This is a genomic window from Bacillus sp. FSL W8-0770 (assembly GCF_038008705.1).
Classification (GTDB): Bacteria; Bacillota; Bacilli; order Bacillales; family Bacillaceae_G; genus Bacillus_A; species Bacillus_A cereus.
In genome coordinates, this window is record NZ_JBBOZR010000001.1 from 2,313,707 (window position 1) to 2,335,075 (window position 21,369).

Genomic DNA, 21,369 nt, shown 5'->3' on the forward strand with positions numbered 1-21,369 from the left:
ATGGGAGACGTTATTGATATATATGGTTTATCACCTTTGCAAAAAGGAATACTGTTTCATACTTTATACGATCAAGATGATGAACATTCTTTTTCCTATATTGTACAAGTAGGTTTCTTGCTCGGGGGGCAATTGGATGTTGATACTTTTGAAAAGGCTTGGGAATATGTTATTAATCGACATGAGGTTTTACGTTCAGTATTTGTATGGGAGGAAGTAGAAAAGCCACTACAAGCGGTTTACCAACGTCTTCCTTTTACTATTCATCAAGAGGATTGGAGCACCTATCCACATGAGGAAAGGGTGAAGAAACTACAACAGTTTTTGAATGTAGATCGTAGAAAAGGATTTTTATTGGATGAAGCACCATTGATGAGAGTCACTGCGATTAAAGAAGCAAAAGAGGAAACGAGAATTATTTGGACACATCATCATATTTTGCTAGATGGATGGAGTGTGTCATTGGTCTTTAGTGAAGTGATGGAAGTTTATCTCAAGATGATAAAGGGAGAATTATTGACTCTTCCTAAATCTCTTCCTTATAAAAAATATATCCAGTGGATAAATAAACAAGATCAAAGTCAAGCAGAGGAATTTTGGAAAGAAGAATTAAAAGGGTTCTATGCACCTACGCCATTAGCAATGGAAAGAAAGGATCAAGGACAAGAGAAGGGCTATGGAGAGTGTGTTTATCAAGTATCTGAGAAACTTACTGAGAAGTTACAAGAGTGGGTACGAAATAGTCGATTAACGTTGAATACGTTAGTACAAGGTGCATGGGCTTATTTGATGAGTAGGTATAGCGGTGACAGTGACGTCGTATTTGGCGTAACTAGCGCTGGACGTCCTACTGATTTAATGGGAGCAGAGAATATGGTGGGGCTATTTATTAACACATTACCTACCAGAATTCGATTAACGGATAATACATCAGTAGTAGATTGGCTTCGTAAAATACAAATGAAAGAAATGGAACGAAGACAGTATGAGTATAATTCGTTGATAGATATTCAAGGCTGGAGTGAGGTTCCGCGAAATAGCTCCTTATTTCATACCTTGTATGTGTTTGAAAATTATCCAATTCAAGGTGAGAGAAATGATGATTTAAGATTACTAGATGTTACAAGCACGGAACAAACAAATTATCCTTTAACACTCATTGTAATGCCCGGTAAGAAAATTACTTTAAAGTTGATGTATGATCGAAGCTATTTTAATGAAGAAACAATAAATCTGATTCAGAATCACTTATTGCAAATATTAATTCAGATGACGAAGAGCCTAGATTCAAAACTATTTGAAATTACTCATTTAACAGAAGAAGAACAGATACAGTTACTAGAGGAATGGAATCATACTCAATTTAATTATTCGGCTGAAGGCATGATTCATACGATGTTTGAGGAGCAAGTTAAAAAAACACCGGAAGCAATCGCGGCTAGTTACGAAAATGAACAAATTACCTATAAAGAGTTGGAGAAGCGTGCAAATCAGCTAGCTCATTATCTACAAAAGCATGGTGTAGGCCCAGAGTCTCTAGTTGGGGTATATATGGAACGTTCATTACAAATGATGATAGCGTTATTAGGTATTCTAAAATCAGGAGCAGCGTATGTTCCACTTGACCCTACTTATCCAGAGAGTCGACTTCGATATATATTAGAGGATGCTGGAATCGAAGTACTAGTGACGGAAGAAAATTCTAAAAATTTGTTTGTATCTGAAAAAATAGAAACGATTTGTATGAATAAAGATTATACTGCAATTGAAAAAGAAGAATCAACCCCATGCATAAGTGGTGTAACAGGAGAAAATTTAGCGTATGTTATGTATACTTCAGGATCTACAGGGAATCCAAAGGGAGTAATGATTGAGCATCATTCAGTAATTAATTATCTAGAATGGATGCAACATAAATATCCGCTTTCTGAAAAGGATGTGGTCTTGCAGAAAACGCCATTCTCATTTGATGTCTCTGTTTGGGAATTGTTTTGGGGCATTCACGTTGGTGCAAGTGTATCTTTCCTACCTCCAGGTGGAGAAAAAGATCCTTCTATTATAGCTGAAGTGATTAAACAACATCAGGTTACTATAGTTCAATTTGTACCTTCGATGTTATCTGTTTTCTTAGACCACTTCAATCATATTGAATTGAACATGAATTGTTCGTCCGTACGCCATGTATTTTCTGGTGGAGAAGAACTAAGTTCAGGGTTGGTTAGACGATTTCAACAGAAATGGAATTATAGTGGACAAGTGAAATTAACCAACTTTTATGGACCAACTGAAGCCACTATTTATGTGAATGCATTTGATATTCAGCCTAATCAAGAATTTGTTTCTATTGGGCAGCCAATACAGAACACGCAATTATATGTATTAGACCAAAATCAACGCTTGCAATCAATAGGAATTGAGGGTGAGTTATATATTGGTGGTGCTGGTTTAGCACGTGGATACTTAAATCGTCCGAATCTTACTGCTGAAAAATTCGTTTCGCATCCATATCGATTTGGGGAACGACTATATCGAACAGGAGATTCAGTAAGATATTTAACTGATGGAAATTTAGAATTTATAGGTAGAATGGACCACCAAGTCAAAATGCGTGGTTTTAGGATTGAATTAGGAGAAATTGAAGCGACTTTAGAAAAATGTTCGTTTATTAAAGAGGCTGTCGTATTAGTTAGAGAAGATCGTCCAGGTGATCAACGATTGGTTGCATATGTAATAAGCGATGGAAATACCGAGGAGTGGAGAGAGTATTTACAAAAACAATTACCGAATCATATGATTCCAGCGCACTTTATAGAGTTAGAACACTTCCCGCTTACTCCAAATGGGAAAATTGACCGAAAGGCCTTGCCAGCACCTGATGAGCAAGCTATTGAAGATTTAAATGTGCTACCTCGGACGCCATCGGAAGAGCTTATTGCCTCGGTTTGGAGTCAAGTATTAGGAACAGAAAATATTGGCATTCAGGATTCCTTCTTTGAACGTGGTGGGCACTCACTACTTGCTACTCAAATTGTCTCTCGATTGCAAGAACTGTTCCAAATTAAAATTCCATTACGTGAACTTTTCAAGCACGATACAGTGGAAGCATTGGCGAAACGAGTGGATCAGTTACGAAAAGAAGATAAAAAACGAGAGGTTGCTCCTCTTGTACCTATGAAACGAGAAGAAGTTATCCCACTTTCCTATGCGCAGAAACGTCTATGGTTTATTGATCAATTAATGCCAAATAGTGCTATGTACAATATCCATGCAGCGTGTCGCTTAACAGGTGAATGGTCAATTGAAGCATTGGAGGTCGGATGGAATCAATTGTTGGAGCGTCATGAATCATTAAGGACGACAATTCTAGAACAAGAGGGTGAACCTTTTCAACAAGTTCAATCTCATGTGTTCAGGCATATTCCTCAAACGAATCTAACAGATCTTTCTTTGGAAGATAGGGAAAGAGAAATGAAACGCCTTATTCAAAACGAGGCGGAGGAACCATTTCATTTTGGACAAGGTCCTCTGATTCGAACACGAATATTGAAAGTGGACAGGGAAGAATGGGTTCTCATTTGTACGATGCATCATATTATTTCAGATGGATGGTCAATGGGAATCTTACTTGAAGAATGGATGGCTTTTTATGAAGGAGCACTAACCGGAAAACCAGTGGAATTGAAGGAGTTATCTATCCAATATGCAGATTTTGTTATGTGGCAGAAGGAATGGCAAAAAGAGGAGAGTTTGAATCAGCATCTTCAATATTGGAAGGAAGAATTATCTGGGGAACTACCGGTTTTACAATTACCGATGGATCGTCCTCGACCTGCAGTTCAAACCCATCGTGGTGCAAGTCAGTCCTTAATAGTGGCGAATTCCTTACAGGAAAAGCTCAAAGATTTAAGTTTGCAAGAAGGATGCACTTTATTTATGACATTGATGGCAGCGTATCAAAGCTTCCTTTCTCGTTATACAGGACAGGACGACATTATAGTTGGAAGCCCCATCGCTAATCGAAATGTGAAAGAGATTGAGGGATTAATAGGATTCTTTGCAAATACGTTAGTTTATCGAGCTGATTTCAGTGGAAATCCGACGTTCCAAGAACTATTGTCGCAGATAAGAAAAAAAGCACTAAAAGCATACGAGTATCAGGACATCCCATTTGAGAAAGTGGTAGAATCCGTAAAACCTGAACGGAATACAAGTCATTCACCAATATTCCAAACTATGTTTACTTTACAGAATACGAAACAAGAGTTTCTTCAGCTATCCGAAAGACAAATGGAACTCATGGAAAGCCATGTTTCTGTTGCCAAATTTGATTTGAGTTTATTTGCTTCTGAGACGGAAGAAGGATTATCACTAACCTTTGAATATAATACTGATTTGTTTAATGATACAACCATTAAACGTATGGTAAATCATTTTGAACATTGGTTAAATCAAATTGCCTCTTATCCAAAATGTTTATTATCAGAATTGAATATGTTATCGAAAGTGGAATATAAGCAACTACTAGAGGAATGGAATGAATCAGCCGTTATAGATATAGAAGATAGTACGATTCATACAATGTTTGAAGAACAAGTGGAAAAAACACCAGAAGCAATTGCAGTAGTGTGCGAAGATGAAGAACTAACATATCGAGAGTTGGACGAACGCTCGAATCAGTTGGCACATTATTTACAAAAAAATGGTGTAACATGCGAAACATTGGTTGGGATTTGCGTTACACGTTCATCCGAGATGATTGTCGGTCTCTTAGGAATTATGAAGGCGGGAGGAGCATATGTCCCAATTGATCCAGCGTATCCGGAAAGTCGACTGCAGTACATTTTAGAAGATGCTCAAATAAAGGTACTGGTGACACAGGAAAAGTTACAACAAAAAATGGTTATACCTACATTCGTTAACGTCATTTGTATTGATCGTAATCGAGCAGAAATAGAACAAGAAGTTACTACGGTATGCACGAGTGAAGTGACGGGTGATAACTTAGCCTATATTATCTATACTTCAGGTTCCACGGGAAATCCAAAGGGAGTAATGATTGAGCACAGGAATACAGTAACAATGATTCATTGGGCGCATCATACGTATTCTCGAAAGGAATTAGCGGGAGTATTAGCTTCAACTTCACTATCTTTTGATTTATCCGTTTTTGAAGTATTTGTTCCCTTAACGATGGGTGGTAAGGTGATTGTCGCTGAAAATGCTCTACATCTAGACAAGTTGTCTACCAAAGGTGTGACTTTGGTTAATACTGTGCCATCGGCAGCAAAGGAACTGGTTCGAGCAAAAACAATTCCTTCTTCAGTAAAGGTAATGAATTTGGCTGGAGAACCGTTACCATATCCGCTTGTTCAAGATTTATACGAGAGAAGTACGATTGAGAAGGTGTTCAACTTATATGGACCGTCTGAAGATACTACGTATTCCACGTATCTGGAATTAGAAAAGGGTGTCATGCATAGGGTACCACCAATTGGTAAACCAATCTTCAATACAGAAGTATATGTATTGAGTGCTGAACAAAAAATGGTTCCAATTGGTGTAGTTGGTGAGTTGTACATTGGTGGATCAGGGTTAGCACGTGGATATTTAAAACGCCCTGACTTAACGAAAAATCGATTTATACCGCATCCGTTTAAAGAAGACGAGCGAGTATACCGGACTGGAGATCTAGTAAGGTATTTGCCGGATGGAAATTTGGAGTATGTTGGACGAATTGATCATCAGGTGAAAATTCGTGGGTTCCGGATTGAACTAGGAGAAATCGAAGCGGTATTACAAAAGCATACATTAGTTAACGAAGCTATTGTGATGGTGCGGGAAGATTATCCTGGCGATCCACGTTTGATTGCCTATGTTGTAGGAGACGGTGATTCTCAAAAGTGGCGTGATTATCTCAAGGACCAACTACCAAATTATATGATTCCATCCTATTTTGTTGGATTAAATGCATTTCCACTCACTCCTAATGGAAAAATTGATAGGAAGGCTTTACCAGCACCAGAGAAGCAGGAGATAGCGAGTTGTTATATTGCTCCTCGTACGTCTACGGAAAAAACAATTGTTTCGATATGGCATGAAGTTTTAGGCATGGAAAACATCGGAATTCAAGATTCGTTTTTTGAAATTGGTGGACATTCATTACTTGCTACGCAAGCTGTTTCCAATCTTAAAGAGGCTTTTGGAATCGAGATACCATTGCATGATTTATTTATGTTTCATACGGTGCAGCAATTGGCAGAACAGATTGATCAATTGCTCGATAACAAAAATCAAGAAATGCAGAATGATAGTAAGGAGAATATAAGCCTTCAAGATTATATTCAAAAAGAAGCAGAAGTGAGTAATGATGAAGAATTACTGGAACTGCTTAAGCAATTAGAAGAGTTATCAGAGGAAGAAGCACAAGGGATATTTGAGAGTAATTTGATTGAGGAAGGGGTAAAAAAATGAGAAGTGATTTACTTGCAAAGCTGAGTTCACTTTCTCCTGAGAAGAGAGCATGGCTTCAGAAGCAAATGCAAAAAAAGGAGAATAAAGAAGCACTCCCGTTGTCTTATGCACAACAACGTTTGTGGTTTATGGACAGATTTAACCCAAACAGTTCTTTATATAATATTCCAACCGTATGGCATCTAAAAGGAAATTGGATACCTGAAGCATTAGAGAAGGGATTCAATCGACTCATTGAACGTCATGAATCATTACGAACTGTTTTTAAAGAAATAGGAGAACAGCCTGTGCAACAAATTGTCGAATTCCTTCCTAGAGCATTACCTGTAAGGGATTACTCTCAACTTCCTCTAGAAGTAAAAGAAAAAGAGGTAGATAGTTTAATTGCGAGAGAAGCGCAAGAACCATTTGATTTAATGAATGGTCCTTTAATTCGTAATCAGCTTGTTCAATTAGAGAAGGATGAATGGTTATTACTGTGTACGATGCATCATATTATTTCTGATGCTTGGTCCATTGGTATATTCATGAATGAATGCCTTGCTTTCTATGAAGAAGAAACGGGCGGAAATCCTGCTAAATTAAGTTCATTATCTATTCAATATGCAGACTTTGCGAAGTGGCAAAAGGGGTGGTTACAAGGTGATGTGCTAAATCGTCAGCTTACGTATTGGCAGGAAGAATTGTCTGGTGAGCTTCCTATCTTACAACTGCCAGTGGATCGACCTCGACCGGTTAAGCAGACTTACTCTGGGGCTGCGCATCATGTGATTTTTCCTTATAAATTGCTCAGTCAATTGAAGGATATAAGTCGACAAGAAGGGTCCACTTTATTTATGACTTTAATGGCCGCATACCAGAGCTTTCTTGCTCGTTATACGGGACAAAAAGATATTCTAGTTGGTAGCCCGATTGCAAATCGGAACCATAAGGGAGTAGAAGGATTAATTGGTTTCTTTGTTAATACGTTGGTTTATCGATCAGATTTGAGTGGCACCCCTACTTTTCGGGAGATTTTGAACCAAACAAAGAAAAAGGCGTTAAAAGCTTACGAATATCAAGATATACCATTTGAAAAAGTGGTAGAAGCTGTGCAACCTGAACGAAGCATGAGTCATTCCCCTATATTTCAGACCATGTTTACGCTACAGAATATAAAACAAGAACGACTAGATTTGCCTGATAGAAGTATTGAAATGGTAGAAAGTAATATGTCTATTGCTAAATTTGATTTGAGCTTAACTGCCTACGAAGTGGAAGAAGGTCTATTCGTCTCATTTGAATACAACACGGATTTATTTGATAGTAGTACCATTGCACGTATGGCAGGACATTTTGAGAACTGGCTAAATGAAATCACGTATCATCCAGATGAATCATATACAAAGCTGTCAATGTTATCGGATACTGAGCAAAAACAACTCCTAGAAGAATGGAATGATACGGACGTAGTTTATGGTCATGATTGTATGATTCATGAGCTATTTGAGCAGCAAGTTGCACGGACACCTGACGCAGTGGCGGTAGTTTATGAGGGTGGAAAGCTAACGTATCAAGAACTAAATGAAAAATCGAATCAATTGGCACATTTTCTACAAAAACGAGGTATCGGACCCGAATCATTAGTTGGTATATGTATTGAACGTTCTCCTGATATGATTATCGGTCTCTTTGGGATTTTGAAGGCAGGTGGGGCTTATGTCCCACTGGACCCAAGTTATCCTGAAAACCGCCTGAGATATATTTTGGAGAATTCACAAATTCAAGTGCTGTTAACAAAAGAGGCACTACAGGACTGGTTACCTAAAGATATTCAAGCAATTTGTTTAGACCGGGATCAAGTGATGATTTCTAAAGAGAGTAATTTAGCTCCGGTAAGTGGAGTAACAGCAAATAACTTAGCCTATATTATATACACTTCGGGTTCGACGGGAAATCCAAAGGGGGTAATGATTGAACATCATTCCGTTATCAACCGCCTACAGTGGATGCAGAAAAAATACCCATTGTCCGAGGAGGATACAATCCTACAAAAGACACCGTTTTCATTTGATGTTTCTGTATGGGAATTATTTTGGTGGTCATTTGTTGGAGCACGTGTTTGTTTACTTCCACCAGGAGGAGAGAAAGATCCTGCGGTGATTGAGGAGTATATTGAACGATATCGCGTGTCCACCATACACTTTGTTCCGTCGATGTTATCTACTTTCTTAGATTATATGGAACTATATAATTCGAAAAGGGATGTATCGTCTTTAATTCAAGTTTTTACTAGTGGAGAAGCGTTAAACACTGAGCATGTTCGCCGGTTTAAGGGGATCTTTTACAATGTTCAGCAAACAAAGTTAATTAACTTGTATGGTCCTACTGAAGCGACTGTGGATGTGACTTATTACGATTGTGATTTAGAAAAAGAAGCAATGATTATTCCGATTGGTCGTCCAATTGATAATACAGAGTTGTATGTGTTAGATCAATATCAACAAGTGGTCCCGATTGGTGTGGCAGGGGAACTTTACCTTGGAGGAGTAGGATTGGCACGTGGCTACTTCAATCGACCGGATTTAACTACTGAACGTTTTATTCCGCATCCTTTTAAGGACGGGGAACGATTATATCGAACGGGTGACTTGGTGAGATATATGAATGATCGTAACTTAGAATATATTGGAAGAATAGATAACCAAGTTAAAATTAGAGGATTCCGAATTGAATTGGGAGAAATTGAAGCAGCTTTACATGATCACTCATCTGTAAAAGAGGCAGTCGTGTTGGTGAAGGAAGAACGACCAGGAGATAAGCAGTTAGTAGCTTATGTAGTGGGTGAAGGGGATGCTGGAGAATGGCGTGAATATCTCAAGAAGCAATTACCACATTATATGGTTCCGGCATACTTTTTCCAAATTGAAGGTATGCCACTCACTCCAAATGGTAAAGTGAATCGGAAAGCATTATTGGAATTAGAAGAACAGTTCATAAGTGAAGATATTACTTCATCACGAACACCAGTGGAGGAGCTCATCGTTTCCGTTTGGAGCCAAGTGTTAGGAATAAAAAATATTAGTGTTCAGGATTCCTTTTTTGAAATCGGTGGTCATTCACTACTAGCTACTCAAGTAGTGTCACGTTTACAGAGAATTTTTCAAATCGAATTACCAGTACGTGAACTATTTGAATATACAACGGTGGAGTCACTGGCAAAGCGATTAGTACAGTTACGTAAAGGAGATAAAAAACGAGAGATTCCGCCACTAATACCAATGAAACGAGGAGAAGCTATTCCACTATCTTATGCCCAACAACGTTTATGGTTTATTGATCAATTTACACCTAATAGTGCCCTTTACAATATGCCAATGGTATGCCGTCTTACAGGGAATTGGCTACTTGAAGCATTGGAAACGGGATGGAATCAACTAATAGAACGTCATGAATCACTGCGGACGGTCTTTCAAGAGGTGAATGGTCAACCCGTACAGCAAATTGAACCGTATGCTTTTCAATCAATTCCGAAAACGGATTTAACTATGCTTTCTTCTGAAGATCAAGAAGAAGAAGTTAAACGTTTAATTCAACAAGAAACAGAAGTACCATTTGATTTAACAGAGGGTCCATTAATCAGGACAAGTATTTTGCACGTGGGAGAGGAAGAATGGATACTCCTTTGTACTCTACATCATATCATTTCAGATGGATGGTCAATGGGAATCCTACTTGAAGAATGGATGGCATTTTATGAGAAAGCAACGGATGGAAAGGTAGCGGAACTTGAACCATTACCGGTTCAATATGCCGACTTTGCTCAGTGGCAAAAAGGATGGTTAAAGGAGGAGGTGCTTGATCAACAACTCCAATATTGGAGGGAAGAATTGTCTGGGGAGCTTCCTGTACTCCAACTTCCTGTGGATCGCCCGCGTCCCGCAATACAAACTCATCACGGGTCGACATACACTATGGTTCTGCCAAGCACGCTACATGATAAATTGAATGAACTTAGTCGAAAAGAAGGGGCTACGCTCTTCATGACGCTTTTAGCTGCATATCAAAGCTTTCTATCTCGTTATACGGGACAAGAAGATATTCTGGTCGGAAGCCCAATTGCGAATCGGAATTATAGAGAAATTGAAGGACTAATTGGTTTCTTCGTTAACACGCTGGTTTATCGAGCTAATTTGAGTGGTAGACCGACATTTCAAGATGTACTGTATCAGGTTCGTCAAAAGGCATTGAAGGCGTATGAATATCAAGATATTCCATTTGAAAAAATTGTAGAAGTTGTGCAACCGGAGCGAAGTACAAGTCATTCGCCAATTTTCCAGACTATGTTCATCTTGCAAAATATGAAACAAGAGTTACCGGTGTTATCTAGTAGAAGTATTGAAATGATAGAAAGCCATAGTCCAATTGCAAAGTTTGATTTAAGTGTAATGGCAGTTGAGACGGAAGAGGGATTACTTTTTACTTTTGAGTACAATAAGGATTTATTCAATGCTACTACTATTGAACGGATGGCAGGACACTTTGAGAAATGGCTACATGAAGTTTCTCATCGCCCACAAAATCCGTTGCATGACCTGAGCATGCTATCAGAAACCGAGCGTACTTTGTTATTAGAAACATGGAATGACACTGTAATGGAAATGTCTCATCAGGGTCTTATTTGCGACAAATTTGAGGAGCAAGTAGCAAGGCGTCCTGATGCGATTGCGATAGTTGATCAAACAAAACAGTGGACTTATGGTGAATTGGATACACAAGCAAATCAGTTGGCAAATGTTTTACAGCGAAAGGGAGTAGCCCCAGAGTCAGTGGTAGGGGTTTATCTTCCGAGATCAGCTGAGCTGATGGTAAGTTTACTAGGCATTTTAAAAGCTGGTGGAGCTTATGTCGTTTTAGATCCGTTGTATCCAAAATCAAGGTTAGAATACATGATTGAAGATGCAGGAATTCAATTTGTAGTGACGGCGGAAGGACAAGAAGGACATTTCGCACACGTCGAAATGGTGAGGTTAGAAGAATTAACGGTGGAAAGCGTAATCGCACCTACACGTCAAATAAATCCAGAGAACTTAGCCTATATTGTTTATACCTCTGGTTCTACAGGAAAACCGAAGGGTGTAATGGTTGAATATCGCTCACTAATGAATATGGTTTCTTGGCATCAGGAAGTTTATCATATTTCAGCAGAGGATCGTGCGACTCAAATTGCAGGGGTTGCTTTTGATTCGGCTGTCCAGGAGATCTGGCCGTATCTAACTGCTGGCGCAGCACTCTACTTGTCAACAGAGGAACTGAGAATTAATCCAGAAGCACTAAGGGACTGGCTCATTGATTCACGAATAACAGCTAGCTTTGCACCTACGCCTATTCTGGAAAGACTCTTGAAATTATCTTGGCCAGATAAAACGGATCTTCGTTTTATCATTACTGGTGGGGATCAATTAACGCAGTATCCATCTAACGATATTCCTTTTGCGGTAATTAATCAGTATGGTCCATCGGAGAATACCGTTGTTACCACAGATTGTTATGTACCTGTAGGAGTGACAACAGGTACGCCATCGATTGGTCGACCGATTGCGAATACAGAAGTTTATGTGTTAGATTCTCATCTTCAGCTAGTACCAATTGGTGTAATTGGAGATCTCTATATCGGAGGGAAGAGTCTTGCACGTGGATATGCTAATCGTCCGGATCTTACAAAGGAAAAATTTATTCCACATCCTTTCAAGTCAGGAGAACGTCTCTATTATACAGGAGACAAAGCAAGTTATCTTTCTGATGGTAATCTCCAGTTCCATGGACGTATAGATGACCAAGTGAAAATTCGTGGTTTCCGGATTGAATTGGGAGAAATAGAAGCTGTTTTGCAGGCGCATTCTTCTGTGAAAGAAGCTGTTGTATTGGTGCGAGAGGATAATCAAGGTGATAAGAGATTAGTAGCTTATGTAGTTGGTGAAGGAAGTGTCCATGAATGGCGAGAACATCTACAAACACATTTACCTAATTACATGGTTCCAACAAACTTTATTGAGATGGAATTTTTACCACTTACACCGAATGGAAAACTTGATTTGAAGGCATTGCCTATACTTAGTGAACAATTCGCTGAAAATACTGTATACCCAAGAACTCCACTGGAAGAACTTATTGCTTCAGTGTGGAGTCAAGTGCTAGGAATAAGAGACATTGATGTTCAGGATTCTTTCTTTGAGCTCGGTGGTCACTCTCTACTTGCTACACAAGTGGTCTCACGCTTACAGGAAGTCTTTCAAATCAAATTGCCAGTACGTGAACTGTTCGAATATTCAACGGTCGAGGCATTATCGAAACGAATAGATCAGTTACGTAAGGGGAGCGAAAAACGAGAAATTCCACCATTGATGCCGATGGAACGAGGGGGAAATATTCCACTGTCTTATGCCCAACAGCGCTTATGGTTTATTGATCAATTTGCACCTAATAGTGCACTTTATAATATGCCGATGGCATGCCGTCTTACAGGGAATTGGTTACCTGAGGCATTGGAGTTGGGATGGAATCAGTTGATAGAGCGTCATGAATCTTTGCGGACTGTATTTTATGAAGAGGATGGCCATCCTGTGCAGCAGATTCAACCGTACGTTTTCCGTCCGCTTCTACAAATGGACTTAACTAAGCTTTCATTAGAGGAGCGAGAAAGAAAGTTGGAGCAATGGATTCAAACTGAAGTCGAATCTCCATTTGATTTAGAACAAGGGCCATTATTCCGTGGGAAACTCATAAGAATTTCAGAAGAAGAATGGATTCTTCTGTGTAATATGCATCATATTATCTCGGATGGGTGGTCGATGGAAATCTTGCTTCAAGAATGGATGGCATTTTATGAGAATGCGATTGGTGAAAAACAAGCAGAGCTGGAACCACTACCAGTTCAATATGCCGATTTTGCTCAGTGGCAAAGAGACTGGTTGAAAGATGAAGTACTATATCAACAACTTGCATATTGGAAGGAAGAATTATCTGGTGAGTTACCAGTCTTAATGTTGCCAATGGATCGTCCGCGTCCGCCAGTGCAAACCCACCATGGATTAACTCATAATGTTTTGTTGTCACGCTCATTACTGGATAAATTAAACGAACTAAGTCGTCAAGAAGGGGCCACACTTTTCATGACCTTATTGGCATCGTATCAAAGTTTCCTTGCTCGTTATACGGGACAAACGGATATTATTGTCGGCAGCCCAATTGCAAATCGAAATTATCGAGAAATTGAGGGGCTAATTGGTTTCTTTGTCAACACCTTGGTTTATCGAGCTGATTTAAGTAATGCACCGGCATTTCAAGAGTTGTTATCTCAAGTACGGATAAAAGCATTGAAGGCGTATGAGTATCAAGATGTTCCGTTTGAGAAAATTGTAGAGGTTATCCAACCTGAACGAAATACAAGTCATTCTCCGATTTTCCAAACCATGTTTACTTTGCAAAATACGGGACAGAAGCTACCAGAACTACATGGAAGAAATATAGAAGTAATGGAAAGTAATGCTCCGATCGCTAAGTTTGATTTAAGTTTAACTGCTGCAGAAGTGGAAGAGGGTTTATTACTTACTTTTGTTTATAGAACTGATTTATTTGACAGCTTAACTATTGAATCCATGGCTGAACATTTTGGGAACTGGTTGAATGTAATCGTGGAGAATCCTGATAAATCATTAGCTAAGTTGCCTATATTATCAGGATTACAGCAAAAACAGTTGGAGGAGTGGAATAATAATACTGTAGCATATCCACAGGAAAGTACGATTCATCAGCTGTTTGAAGAGCGAGTAAATCGTACACCTGATGCGGTAGCAGTGGTAGATGAAAAACAGCAGTTAACATATCGAGAGCTGAATGAAAAAGCTAATCAATTGGCCCACTATCTTCAGCAATGTGGGATTGGGACTGAATCATTAGTTGGAATTTGCTTTGAGCGTTCAGTTGAGATGATTGTTAGTATTATGGGGATCTGGAAGGCTGGAGCAGCCTATGTTCCATTGGATCCATCATATCCAGAAAGTCGCCTACGATATATTTTGGAGGACACTGGAATTCAAGTATTAGTTACGAACGAGTCATTGGAAGATTGGATACCTAAAGAAATCAAGATAGTTTGTCTAGACAGGGATCAAATAATGATTTCACAAGAAAGCATTCTTTCACCAAAATGTGAAGTAACAGGAGAAGACTTAGCGTATGTTATCTATACTTCAGGATCAACGGGGAATCCAAAGGGTGTCTCGATACAGCATCATTCTGTACTAAACTTGTCGTATGGTTTACAAAAAGAGGTTTTCGAACATGAGATACCATCTAACATGCATGTCGGTTTAAATGCGTCAATTGCCTTTGATGCATCTATCCAGCAATTACAAATGCTGCTTTATGGTTCAAGTTTGTATATTATTCCAAGCGAAGTACGAAGTGATCCGGAGCAGTTTGTAGCTTATATTAGGGAGAACAAGTTAGAAATCTTTGATATAACACCTTCATTGCTTCAATTACTTATAGATGTCGGATTGTTAGAAACGTGCGATGGCGTTCATGTTCCAAGTAAGGTACTGGTTGGTGGTGAAGCAATTATGCCGTCATTATGGGAACAGCTAGTAGAGACTGATAAAATCCAGTTTTATAATGTATATGGTCCTACAGAATGTACGGTTGATGCAACATGCTATCATATCAAGAAAGGTAGTAAGAGAGTAACAATTGGACGTCCATTGCCTAACATCCAAACTTATGTATTAGATAGAAATAGGTTGCCAGTTCCAGTTGGTGTAATGGGGGAACTTTATATCGGAGGAGCAGGTCTAGCAAGGGGGTACTTGAATCGTCCAGAGTTAACATCCGAACGATTTATTTCTCATCCATTCAAAGAAGGCGAGAGGTTATATAGAACAGGTGATCTTGTGAGATATCTTCCTGATGGTAATATAGCCTACTTAGGAAGAATGGATAATCAAGTGAAGATTAGAGGATTTCGAATTGAACTTGGAGAGATTGAGTCGACCTTACAGGAGCATTACTTAGTAAAAGAGGCAGTTGTAATGGTTAGGGAAAATCAGTCGGGAGATAAGAGGCTGGTAGCTTATGTAGTGGGCGAAGGCAGTTTAGAAGAATGGCGAGAGTACCTTAAAACAAAACTGCCAATCCATATGATACCTTCCTACTTTGTCGAAATGAAAGAATTACCGCTAACCATAAATGGAAAGGTTGATCGGAAATCGTTACCTATACCAGATTATCAAGGAACAAAAGAAGGATACGTGGCCCCAAGAAATGAACGTGAACATAAGCTTTCTATCATTTGGGAACGTGTGCTAGGTTCAAAACGTATTGGTATGAATGATAACTTCTTTGAAATTGGTGGAGATTCAATTCTTAGCATTCAGATTGTCTCGCGCGCGAAGCAAGTTGGTTTACAATTGACACCAAAACAAATATTTGAACACCAAACGATTGCTGAGTTGGCGCAAGTAGTCAAAGAAGAACAAGGTGTACAAGCTGAACAGGGAATTATAACTGGAGAGACGATACTTACACCTATTCAGCAAAGGTTTTTTGCACAAAATCATCCTAACCCACATCATTGGAATCAATCCATGTTCTTTAGAACGAAAGAGAAATTGGACATAGGATCACTGGAAAAGGCGGCAGGTAACCTTCTACTTCATCATGATGCTCTGCGTTTAAGATATGAACGTTTGCCTAATGGGGTTTGGAAACAGTGGAATGAAGGAATAGAAGAACAATTGATGCTTACTGTCATTTCATTAGACGAAGTGCCGGAAGCTGATTGGCATCAGGTTATTCAAAAAGAGATTAATGTTGCACAAGAAAGTTTGAATTTGCATGATGGTCCGCTAATGAGAATGGTGTATTTTGATGAAGGTGAGCACGCTGGCCGATTATTTTGGACAATTCATCATTTAGCCGTGGATGGTGTTTCTTGGCGAATTTTATTGGAAGATTTGCAAACAGCATATACGCAAGTAGTCCAAGGGCAGAAAATTCAATTACCTATGAAGAGTACATCTTTTAAAGAATGGTCGGAGAAATTACATCATTACGCTGAAACTGGACTATCAAAAGAAGTGCTACATTACTGGGAGGAGCAGGCTGAACAAGACGTAGTTAAATTGCCGGTAGATGGTACTATAAGTAATCCAGTAAGCGCAGTAACTGAGGAAATTACTGTGGTGTTAAATGAGAATGAGACCCGTATGTTATTGCAAGAGACTTTAAGCACTCACCGTGTCCAAATCAATGAAGTATTATTAGCAGCATTAGTACAAGCTACGGCAGCATGTACGGGGCAGCCGATATTGAGCGTAGATTTAGAGGGACATGGTCGAGAAGAGATTATTGAAGATGTTGATTTATCGAGAACTGTGGGATGGTTTACAAGTATTTACCCAGTTCATTTAAATATTACTAGTGCTAATACGCCAATTGAAGCATTAAAAGCAGTTAAAGAACAAGTTCGCAAAATTCCTAATAAGGGTGTTGATTATGGGGTGTTGCGTTACATGAACGCAACAATGTGTGAGCAATTAAGCTCCCAATATACACCGTCTATTAGTTTTAACTATCTTGGACAATTTGACCAAATGTTTTCTAGCGATGCAATGTTTATTCCGGAGAACGAATTTAAGCGTTTAGATCATGCAGCCGGTTCCAAGCGATCGCATGTAATTGATGTAATTGGCGTTGTAACGGATGGAAAACTTCAATTCACTTGGGTATACAATGTTGGACAATTTGCCAAATCAACGATTCAAAGTATTGCACAGAATATGCTATATCAACTGAGTACATTGATTCAATTTTCAGATAGAGAATCTGCACTGACCATTTCGGATTTTGCAATGGCTAATCTTAGCCAAGAAGGTTTGACAAATGTACTAAACAAAATGCATCGCGGAAAGAACAATCAGATTACTGATTTATATCCACTATCACCTTTGCAAGAAGGTATGATTTTCCACACATTGCATGACCAAGGGGATGAACATGTTGCACCGTATATAGTGCAATTGAGTTTTATGATTCGAGGAAAAATGAATATTCCTACATTTGAGCAGGCGTGGAAATCTGTAATTCAGCGGCATGAAATTTTTCGTACAGCATTTGTATGGGACGAAATTGAAGAACCTGTACAAGTGGTGTATGAAAATATCCCATTTAAAGTGAATAAAGAAGACTGGCGTACAATGACAAGTGAAGAGATAGAGGAAAAAAGAAAAGTCTTTTTGGCATTAGATCGAAAACAAGCCTTCCAATTTGATGAAGCACCATTGATGCGGGTAACAGTCATTCAAGAAGGTGAGGAAGAATATCGGATTGTTTGGACCCATCACCATATTTTACTGGATGGATGGAGTTTACCATTAGTATTTAATGAATTACTTACAGTCTATCAGAAGAGAATGAATGGAGAAGCTGTGAAGTTACCTAAGTCCTCACCATATAAGAAATATATCCAATGGTTAAGAGAGCAAGATAAGGAGCAGGCGGAACAATTCTGGAGAGAGAAGCTAAAAGGTTTTACTGCGCCAACTTTGCTGGGCTTAGAAAGTAAAGAGGAAGAAAAAGGTTACACAGAGAAGGTTACGTATTTATCAGAAGAGCAGACTCAAGCGTTACAAGGATGGGCGAAACGCAATAAACTTACTTTGAGTACAGTAATTCAAGGTGCATGGGCATATATCATGAGCCGATATAGTGGAGAAAATGACATTGTTTTTGGTGTAACAAGCTCAGGGCGTTCTACGGAGATTATTGATGTTGAAAACATCGTAGGTCCTTTCATTACAACGTCACCGACGCGAATTCAATTGATGGATGATATAAAATTAATAGATTGGTTGCAGAAGATACAAGAGGAAGAGATAGAAAGAAGACAATATGAGTATGCTTCTTTGACAGAGATTCAGGGGTGGAGTGAAGTTCCTAGAGGAATACCGCTGTTCAATAGTTTATATGTGTTTGAAAATTATCCAGTGAAAGAGGAGTCTTCAGAAAATCTGGAAATTGGTGAATTGGAAGGGGTAGAACAAACCCACTATCCATTAGGGTTAGCTGTAGTTCCAGGAATCCAGTTATCGTTAAAGTTAATGTATGACCGTAGTAAGTTTAATAGAGTAACCATTGAACGAATGCTGGGTCATTTACACCAAGTGTTAATGCAAATGCTCAAAAACATTGATCAAAATCTATCGGAGCTAGTATATATTACGGAAGCTGAACAAAGAAAGCTATTGGAAGAATGGAATAATAATACTATATCCTATCCACGTGAGAATGCAATCCATCAACTATTCGAAGAGCAAGTAAATCGTACGCCTGACGCGTTGGCAGTGGTAGATGAAAAACAGCAACTAACATATCGAGAGCTGAATGAAAGAGCTAATCAATTAGCCCATCATTTACAGAAATGTGGAATTGGGACAGAGTCATTAGTTGGCCTTTGCTTTGAGCGTTCAGTTGAGATGGTTGTTGGTCTCATGGGAATTTGGAAGGCTGGAGCAGCCTATGTTCCATTAGATCCATCGAATCCGGAAAGCCGCCTACAATATATTTTAGAAGACACAGGAATTAAAGTGTTAGTTACAAATGAAGTATTACTAGGCTGGATACCTAAAGACATTAAGACAGTTTGCCTAGATAGGGACCAAGCAATGCTTTCTCAAGAAAGCAAACTTTCACCAATATGTGAGGTAACAGGGGGAAACTTAGCGTATGTTATCTACACTTCTGGTTCGACAGGGAATCCAAAGGGGGCTTTAGTACAGCACCATTCTGTAATAAACCTATCATATGGTTTACAAAAAGAAGTTTTCTCACATGAGATACCTAGTAATATGCGCGTTGGTTTGAATGCATCAATTGCCTTTGATGTATCTATTCAGCAATTACAAATGCTGCTTTATGGTTCAAGTTTATATATTATTCCAAGTGAAGTTCGCACTAATCCAGAACAATTTGTGTCCTATATTAGGGAGAATAAATTGGAAATGTTTGATATGACACCTTCATTACTTCAATTACTAATAGATGGAGGATTGCTAGAAATAAGTGCTGATGTTCATGTACCAAGTAAGATATTAGTCGGTGGTGAAGCAATCATGCCGTCATTATGGGAACAGCTAGTAGAGACCGAAAAAATTGATTTTTATAACGTATACGGTCCTACAGAATGTACGGTTGATGCAACATGCTATCATATCAAAAAAGATAGTAAGAGAGTAACAATTGGACGTCCGTTGCCGAACGTTCAAACTTATGTATTGGATAAAAATTTGTTACCTGTTCCAGTTGGTGTAACAGGTGAGCTATACATTGGGGGTGCAGGTATAGCGAGAGGATACTTGAATCGCCCAGAATTAACAGCAGAGCGATTCATCCGTCATCCATTTAATGAAGAAGAGCGTTTATATCGTACGGGAGATTTGGTTCGTTATTTACCTGATGGTAATTTAGATTACTTGAGAAGAATTGATAATCAAGTAAAAATTAGGGGCTTTCGTATTGAGCTTGAAGAGATTGAAGCGAGTATAGAGAGGCATCCACTGGTAAAAGAAGCAGTAGTTTTGGTAACAGAGGATAAATTAGGAGAGCAGAGATTGGTTGCTTATGTAGTTGGAGATGGTAGTATGCATGAGTGGCGTGAGTATCTCAAGACACAAGTACCAAATTATATGGTTCCCGCACACTTTATTAAGGTAGACGAGATTCCTCTTACAACAAATGGCAAAGTTGATCGAAAGGCATTGAACAATTTAACTATTCATAGAGAAAGTAACTTCTCTACACCAATCATTCCAAGGGATGAAATTGAATATCAGTTGATTAAAATCTGGCAGGATGTGTTACAGATAGAAGATGTCTATGTAAATGATGATTTCTTTAATAGAGGAGGACACTCTCTCCTTGTAATTAAATTAGTTTCAAAAATTAGGGAGAAGTTTGGAAAAGAGATTAAGGTTTCAACATTGATTAAGAATCCAACATTGGAAGGAATCGCATGCCTTATTCGTGATAAGCATGATATGACGAAATCAGTAGCAGCGCTAATTCCACTACAAGAATCAGAAAAAAGCCCTTTCTTCTGTGTTCATCCGTTTATGGGGAATGTATTCTGTTACATTCAACTAGCAAGATTACTTAAGAACCATTGTTCATTTTATGGTTTACAGAATCCTCTTATAGAAAAGGGAGAAATTGATGAATTGACCTTGCCGGAACTAATTCAACTTTACATTGAAGAAATCAAACGTGTTCAGCCAGAAGGCCCATATCGCCTTGGAGGATGGTCTTTAGGCGGTGCAATTGCTTATGAAATCGCAACTGTGCTAAAGAATCAAGGTGAGGAAGTTGAGTTGTTGATACTAATGGATACTAAAGTACCTTCAGAGCAAGATCGTAAAACAAGGGAGGATATGCTCTCATATATATCTGAACATTTCATTCCTAGAGATCTTACTGAGCAGGAAGAAGGGCTCGTTCATAAGCAAGATATGCTTGTAGAGCGACTAATTATGGAGGGAGTACTCCCGCCTGATGCAGATCTTATGAATTTGAAGCAAGTTATCAATGCTCATAGGAAATGCCTGAACTTAATGGCAGAGCATGATTTAATACCATACTCTGGAGAAGTTCTCTACTTTAGTGCTGAGGAAGGAAAAGAGTTGTTTACAGATTGGGTACCTTTATTAAAAGGTAGAGTAAATAGGTATTCAGTCCCTGGATCACATGAGGAAATAGTAGACTTCCCCGCAGTTGAAAAGATAGCTAAGTACCTATTAAATGAATTTGAAGGGATAAAAGAAACATCCCTTTCATTAACCGAAAAGTAGAGAGTGCAAAAGATGCAAC

Annotated in this window: 2 protein-coding genes; both read left to right on the top strand. The window is 38.8% G+C overall.

The genetic code is table 11. The features are described from left to right. Positions 1-6,471 (top strand): non-ribosomal peptide synthetase, encoded by a 6,471-nt coding sequence (locus tag NST27_RS11960; protein ID WP_000503039.1) that lies wholly within the window; start codon positions 1-3, stop codon positions 6,469-6,471. Further along, positions 6,468-21,350 carry a non-ribosomal peptide synthetase gene (locus NST27_RS11965; protein WP_001255740.1) on the top strand — a complete coding sequence of 4,961 codons (14,883 nt, stop codon included), beginning with the start codon at positions 6,468-6,470 and terminating at the stop codon, positions 21,348-21,350. Before NST27_RS11960 ends, NST27_RS11965 begins: the two co-directional genes overlap by 4 nt. Positions 21,351-21,369 lie beyond the last annotated feature (19 nt).